The 7,055-nt window shown below is 54.3% G+C and carries 4 protein-coding genes; all 4 read right to left on the reverse strand.

The window, feature by feature from the left end:
• On the reverse strand, positions 1-1,346 hold a 1,346-nt coding region (locus ABX962_RS25470), incomplete at its 3' end, for a c-type cytochrome domain-containing protein (protein WP_372723529.1).
• 67 nt (positions 1,347-1,413) lie between these two features.
• Positions 1,414-3,897 (reverse strand): DUF1549 domain-containing protein, encoded by a 2,484-nt coding sequence (locus ABX962_RS25475; protein ID WP_372723531.1) that lies wholly within the window; start codon positions 3,895-3,897, stop codon positions 1,414-1,416.
• Positions 3,898-4,031: 134 nt separating this feature from the next.
• Complete coding sequence (locus ABX962_RS25480) at positions 4,032-6,473, reverse strand: pre-peptidase C-terminal domain-containing protein (RefSeq protein ID WP_372723533.1); 2,442 nt, start codon at positions 6,471-6,473, stop codon at positions 4,032-4,034.
• 152 nt (positions 6,474-6,625) lie between these two features.
• A partial coding sequence (locus ABX962_RS25485; protein WP_372723535.1) for a DUF1501 domain-containing protein occupies positions 6,626-7,055 on the reverse strand: 430 nt, incomplete at its 5' end.

The following is a 7,055-nucleotide window of genomic DNA, read 5'->3' on the forward strand; positions in this document are numbered from 1 at the left end:
CTGAAGACTTGCCCGTCCCAATCGCCATAGATCACTCGGCTGCCATCGTGGGTAATCGCGGCCTCGAGCACATCTTCGGAAACCGGGTTGAACTCGCGAATCAGTCCTCCATTGGCATCCCAGAGCTTGGCTCTGTTGTCTTTACCTGCGGTCACCATTCGTCCTTGATGATCAAAGACAACCGCGGTGACGCCGCCACCATGAGCGTTAAACGACTTGATCGTTTTGCCTTCGGCGACATCCCAAACTTTGACGGTTCCGTCATCACTCGCACTGGCCAAGACATTCGAATCGTCTCGCCAAGCAACAGAATTGATCGCTCCTTTGTGACCCGCCAAATCCAAATACACTCGGCCGGTATCGGCTTCCCACAAACTAAGGCCGGCAGAGCGGTCCCCCGACGCGATCAACACCCCATCGGGGCTGTAAGCAACCGCAAAGATCCAGTCGGTATGTTTCTTGAGATCAAAAAGCAACTCGCCATCGGTAGCGTCGTAGATACGCAACATCTTCTGAGGCCCGCCCATCGCGACTCGCGACATGCTGGCGTTCACATCGGCATCAAAAACCACATCGAACTCGTCGCCGACCGTCGCCACGCGTTCGCCGGTTTTGACGTCATAGATCGCCGCAATTCCCTTCAAAGAATGCTCGCCGCCACCCGCGATTAAAAAACTGCCATCACGACTAAAACGCAGCGACTGTGCAATCCCCTCTTCGAATGGCAAGATGCCCAGCAGTTCGGACGTTTCTGTGTGGTACAATGCGATTTGCTTTTGTCCCGCGATCGCGACCAACGGTGCCCAGGGGCTTGTGCCAATCGCCGTAATCGCAGCAGCCCGATCGGTGACAACCGGCACACGCTGAGGAATCGATTCGGGCATCGCCACGGGACCTTCGGGTTTCCCGCCAGTGCTTGCGACAAAGGCAAGTGAGTTTTTCTTTTTCGCTTTGGCTTTGGAACCCGAGTTTTCCAAGATGCCACCTTCGATCCAAGCCTGGATAACTGCCAGCTGTTCGGCCGGCAATTTGTCTTGGTTCGGAGGCATGATCGGCGTGTCATCATGGTTGACCAATTGCCACAAACGGCTCGCCGATGGGTCGCCGTCGTCGTAAACGACCTCGCCGCTGCCCCCCCCTTCGATCAATGCCGTGTAAGTATCCAACGCCAAGCCGCCCTTCTTTTCGCCTTGGTTGTGACAGCTTGCACAATGTTGGCGAAAGATCGGCTTCACATCGTCTTCAAACGTAACCTTCTTCACTTCGGGAGTGGATTTTTCGTCAGCGGCGAAGCTGACTCCGCAACCGGACAGAACAAGTAAGGCGGCAATATTCAGTCGAATCATAGCGATTGGAAATCGTGTGGAGGGTCGAGTTTTCGAGTGTGAAATCAAAGGCGTTTTTACATTCTAATTAGTGATTAAATGCAAACTCGCGACTGTTCAAAACGGCCCAGAAAACATCCGACAGTGCAGCGGTGCTGTCCCCTTCGGCTGGAATCGTTGCGAGCAGTTTCTCTTGTTCTTCCTTGGTCGGTTTGCGAGCGAGCGAACGGATGTAAATTCGCTCAATCACCTGTTCGTTGCTCAGTTTTTCCTCTTTGACCCATTTCTGAATCACTTTGCCCTGCTCGATCTTGTTGGTCACGGAGCTTCCGTTTAGCAGGTGAAGTGCTTGGGAAAGCGATGGCGACGTGGTCGCTTCGCACTCACAAACGGTCGCTCGTGGTGAGCGTCCAAAGGTGTCCAGGAAGTAAGTGGACGTTGCACCATCAGCGATCTGCACCGCTGAGGCACCCAGTGGCAGCCCGCGGTACTTTTCTGGCGCTTCGGTGACTTGGCACAAACAATCGAGCATGCTTTCCGCCGGGATACGCCGCACGACGGCGTACGCATAGTTGCGGTTGTCATGAGCATTGGTCTCGTTCGATTGGCAACTGCGTTGATACGCTTCGCTATTGCAAATATCGCGAACGAGTGACCGCATGTCGAAATTGTATTCCACCAATTTGTTACCAAGTGTGTCAAACAGCTCGGGGTTGCTTGGCGGGTTACTGATACGGATATCGTCGACTTGATCCACCAAACCTACGCCCATGAAATGAGCCCAAATCCGGTTGGCGATCGAGCGAGCAAAGTAAGGGTTATCTTTGCTGGTCAACCAGTTCGCAACCACTTCGCGACGATCTTTGCCTTGGGTGTCAGGCGATTCACCACCGAGGAAAGTGGGTGGCACGGGCTTGCCCGTCACGAGGTGATTGACCTCACCACCAAAACGGTTGTAAACGATCTTTTCACGATAGTCTTCGGCTTGTTTACGTCCCACTTGCGAAAAGAACGAAGCAAAACCGTAATAGTCGTTCATGGTCCAGCGGTCAAACGGATGGTTATGACACTGGGCACATTGCGTTCGGATCCCCATAAAGACTTGCGCAACATTTTCAGCCGTCTTCAGCGTGTCGCGTTCGATCTCGTAAAAGTTGGTCGCGGGCGAAGTGAATGTGCCGCCCGTGCTGGTCAGTAGTTCACGGACCATTTGATCGATGGGGACATTACGAGCAAATTTGTCAGTCAACCAATTCGCATACAAAAATGCCGATTTGTAACTGACCGTATTGCTGCTCTTGATCATCAATAACTGCGCGAACTTCATCGCCCAGATCTCGCTGAATTCTTTCCGTTCGAGCAACCGATCAATCAATTCCGCACGTTTGTTGGGAGCGGCGTCCACAACGAACTGTTGATACTCTTGTTCGGTCGGCAGCACCCCTGTGACGTCCAAAGTGACACGGCGCAGGAACTCTTCATCACTGCAACGCCCGCTCGGCAGAATGCGAAGCTGTTGCAGTTTTTTGCCAACAAGTTGATCGATGTATTCGCCTTCGATCTTCGGAGCGGTGTACTGCAAATCGGTGGGAAGTGCCAGCACTTGGCTGCCGACCGTCTCGGTGACGAAGCGTGCCGTTACAAATGCTTCACCGCGACGTCCAGCGGTGACCACGCCCATCGAATCGATTTCGGCGGTCCCCGAGTTGTTCGATGTGAACGCGGCGAGCCGCGTGACGTCACGCGTGCTGCCGTCGCTATAGGTGGCTACGGCAACAAATCGCTGCTGGGTTCCGTCACCTTCGATGACCGCTTGGGGCGGATAGATCGCAAGCGACTCGACAGCCGGTGGCTTGGCATCGGCAGGATCAGCTTTGGCTCCCTTCTGCAACCACTCTAAAATAGTGGCGTAATAGTCCGAATCGGTGTCAAACAGCTTACCGCCGGTATGAGGCACGGCACCGATCGATTTTTTGAGGAACAAACTCTCTTCAGGAACCGCAAGGTTAATTCGTCGGAACCCAATCTCACGCGTGATGCGAAAGTAGTCTCCATCGGGGTCAAAACCAAACAAACTGACACGGAATCCGTCTTTGCCGCGAGCGGCACCATGGCATGATCCGGTGTTACACCCCGAGCGTGTTAGCACGGGCATAATGTCTTTTTCAAAACTGATTTCGGGTTTGGTCGACGCGCCCGTCACGGTGATCGGCACGCGAACCTCGGTGCCTGCGTACGAGCCAACCAACTCGGTCTGGCCATCGGCGACCGGATGCAGCATGAAACCATCACGACGGACCTTTGATTCGTCGGCGATCGACCACTCCATCCGCTCGCTGGCGTCTTCGGTGATACCGTCGTCGCGTCGCAGTACTGCAACAAACGACTGGAAATCACGAGCCGAACCAAGCTTGATTTCACTCGGGTAGACCGCAATGTTTGGTCGACGCGCCGTGTTGCTGCTCGGAGTCGATGACTCGGGCGCGACCGCGATCGCAGAAACGGCACCGGTCGTGGTGATAACCACGCCGAGCGCGATCCGCTCGAGTAATTTGATGAATGGAAACTTCATGCCGATGTTCCTCGTTGAACAATAAAAGCGATCGTTTAAATCAGGATCGTTTAATTACGGGATCGATTGAATACGGGGGGGTCGATCGACGGAGGAAGGACAAACGAAAATGCCCTCCCCGCCGAAACGCGTGCTTACTGGTTCTTCATTTGCCGAAGCTGTTCGAGCCGGCTGAGTGGTTTCGGCGCGGCAGGCTTGGCTTCGACAGGCTTGGGTTGTGCAGCCGGTTTAGCCGGTGCGTCTTTCTTTGGTGGCAATGGTGCATCCACTCGAATTTCACCGGTACCATTGGTTTGCACAATCACTTCGTCACCGACAGTAACACGTGATTTGCAGACGAGCGTTTTGTGGTTCCCGGTCTTGGCGTCTTTGGCAACCGTGATCGGGAAGATCACGCTCGTTGAATCTTTGCTGACCTTTTGGACTGCAGCCGAACTGGTCAACCCATTCGGAATCCCGACCAATTCCACTTCCGCGTCACCGGGAAGATCTCGCAGCACTTCGACTTCGACTGCCACCGTTGCTTCGGTTCCAAGTTCTGCAGCGGAGCGGGGGAACTTGTAGCGGAACAGCTGTTCTTGGATTTCCAACATGATCGGAGTCGTCGCGATTTCCGCAGTGCCGTTATCGGTGGGGTAACTTGCGATCATAATCACCGGCCACGTTCCGACAGCAGCACTACCGTTGGCGGTGATCGGAATTTGAACTTCGGTTTGGCCTTTGTCGATTTTGCGGCTATTGTTGACCGCAACCCCAGGCGGATTGTAGAGCGTACTTAGCGAAACCGCGCCGTCGAATCCTTCGCCGCGTTTGATGCGGACGACGAGTTCCTTGCTACCATCACGAACGATCGGCGTTTTCGGTTGAACCAACTCGATCTCAAAAGGCGCCGCATCGGTAACGGCCACCGCGGCACGATCGGTGTCATAGCCCCACATCGCACGCCGGTTTTGGCCAAGCACCAATTGGTGGGTTTGCTTTAGTTGACCCGTTACGGTGGCGTTTTTCTCATCGCCTTTGCCACGAATATCAAACAGCGAAGCGGTATGCGTCGCTTCCGGTTTCGCAGTCAACAGCACCGGAATCTCACCACGCCCAGCGGGCATGGGAAAGGTTTGAGCGACGACGTTTTCAGGAAGCCCATCAAGTTCCATGAAAATTTCGCCGTTATATCCCCGACGTGCCGCATTGACCATGAACGCGGTTTGGCCGCCGATCGGAACCGAAACCACCTGCGGGTAATAACGACGCAACTCGGCCAAGTTCAAATCAAACTCGCTGACTGCGGGAGTGACTTCGATGCGGTAATGATGGATCGCACTGCCGCCGCGAAGGTGATCATAAATCCGCACACTATGCTTTCCATCGGCCGGAGCAGTAAACTCGACAAATGGATCCATGTTAGTGCCGATGTCATCCGAGGACGACAAAGTCTTTCCATCCGGAGCAAACACGTTCAGCACGGCATCCAAAGGTGAACGAATCACATTGCGAGCGAACACGGTCACCCGGAAACGCTCGCCCTTTTTGCATTGAAAACTGAAGCAATCGAAATCGCCTTCTTTTTCAATCACACCACAAAATGCAGCGGGCACAGCCGATTCAGGCGCCTTGGCGCGGTCGTCGTTGGGTTCCTGTTCCATCACCACAGGCAACTCGTTGACTCGTACCCAGTTGGGTGACGGCGAAATGCCTTTTTCATTTTCGGTAACCACCGCCCATTGATCATGCGGTTCGCTAGGAAGTTGGACCGATGCTTGACTGATCGTGCCATCCAATGAAACCAAGTTCGCTTTCAGTGTGTCGCCTGGAACGCCCCCACCGGGAACCGCGGCAACGGGACGTGGAAACGTCCCCACATGCAGTCGGTAGCCGGCGTTGCCATTGCCTCCGAACGAACTGTCGCGGACTAGCACGGTGTAGGTACCGTCTTCGGTTGCGGTGAACGAACAAACGCCATCTTGTTGCAACAGCGCCGAATCGTCGCTGGTGGCGACTTCAAAACGACCTTCGTTCAGAATCGAAACAAAGGGGTCAAGAATGTTCTGATTGTTCAGTGAATAAGCCAAACGGAGCCCTTCGATCTCGACGTTTAGCGTATCGCCCGCCTTCAACTTGACCTGAAAATGATCAACGTCTTCTCGATCGACAACCCCTTCGACCGTCGTGTTCAGATCGATGGTTTGCGGTTTGCTGAAATCATTGTTCGGTTCCACCTCTTCGACCACCGGCATCGTCCCAACGCCCAACAATCGCAGGTTGGCAATGCCGCTCTTCGTTATCAAGCGAACAGGGTACAAGCCCGGGGCGAGTTTTTCATCCGCCTTCAACTTGACTTCGACCTTGGCGTTATCGATCGGTTTGACTTCAAGAATCGTGATACCGGGGACATCGGTCAGCACTTGATGTGCATCCTTCAGCCGGGCACCTTGAAACAAGACCGTCGTCTCTTCGCCACGGCGGACGCCGAGCGGTTTCAGACGGGTGACTTCCGGTAACGTTGCCATTGCCGTGGTGACAACCAGCGTCATCAAGCTAAATGCAACAAACGCGGTGGCGAGGGATCGTGAATTCACTTGGGCGTCCAATAAAGGCGAGTTCAAACGATGCAAGGCGGCGAGTCGATGCCGCACTAAAATAATTAACAAAAGACGTCAGAGCAGAGCGAGGACACAAGGTGTCCTCGCTCGAATTCCCCTGACAAGTACGAGCGGCAAAGCGTGCCGCGTTATGCCAACAAGGGTTCGATGATGTTGCCACCATCGACGATTTCAATCGGACGATCACCAGGAGCCATCAATTCTTTGTCGGCAACAATGCCAAGCAAGCGATACATGGTGGTCGCAAGATCGGCTGGGGAAACCGCATTTTCTTCGGGTTCCGATGCGGTCGAATCCGAGGCACCGTAGATTGTGCCTCCCTTGATTCCCCCACCAGCCAACATCACACTGAACACCTTTGGCCAATGGTCACGGCCGGCATCCTTGTTGATCTTCGGCGTGCGGCCAAATTCGCTGCTGACCATGACGAGCGTTTCATCGAGCATGCCTCGCTCGGACAAATCGTCCAACAGTGCTGACAACGCAACGTCCAATGCCGGAGTGGATCGTCGCATCCCGCCGGTAATGTCGTTATGCATGTCCCAACCACCATAGGTC

Origin of the sequence: Novipirellula sp. (assembly GCF_041583735.1) — a bacterium.
Taxonomy (GTDB): Bacteria; Planctomycetota; Planctomycetia; order Pirellulales; family Pirellulaceae; genus Novipirellula.

Coding starts and splice junctions, on each gene's coding strand:
- ABX962_RS25475 (WP_372723531.1), bottom strand. CDS start 3,897: ATGAAGTTTCCATTCATCAAATTACTCGAGCGGATCGCGCTCGGCGTG.